The 454-nt window shown below is 61.7% G+C and carries 1 protein-coding gene; it reads left to right on the top strand.

Annotated features, from left to right (window positions below):
• Nucleotides 1-397 (top strand): arginase family protein (locus AC5ZG1_RS44350; protein WP_496136561.1); only part of this gene is annotated, 397 nt, incomplete at its 5' end.
• Nucleotides 398-454: the final 57 nt, after the last annotated feature.

Genomic DNA, 454 nt, shown 5'->3' on the forward strand with positions numbered 1-454 from the left:
CATTCGCGGCTCGGCGGAATATCTCTGGGAGTTTTCTTATGCCTCGGGCATGACGGTGATCCATGCCGAGGAGATCTCGGCAATGGGCATCCCTGCAATCATCGAGAAGGCGAAGGCCATCATCGGTGACGGGCCAACCTATCTTTCCTTCGACATCGACAGCCTCGATCCTTCCTTCGCGCCGGGCACCGGCACGCCGGAGATTGGCGGCTTCACCACCCGCGAGGTCCTGGAGCTGATCCGCGGCTTCAAGGGCGTGAACCTGGTCGGCGGCGATGTCGTCGAGGTCGCGCCCCAGTATGACGCTACCACCAACACAGCCCATGCCGGCGCGCAGATGCTGTTCGAAATATTGAGCCTGATGGTGTTCAGCCCGGCAATCCGCCGTACCACCTGACGGGCCTGGCCGCAGCTCAAGGCCAGGAACGAAAAGAAGGCCGCAAAGGCCTCGAAT

This window comes from Bradyrhizobium sp. Leo78 (assembly GCF_059512425.1).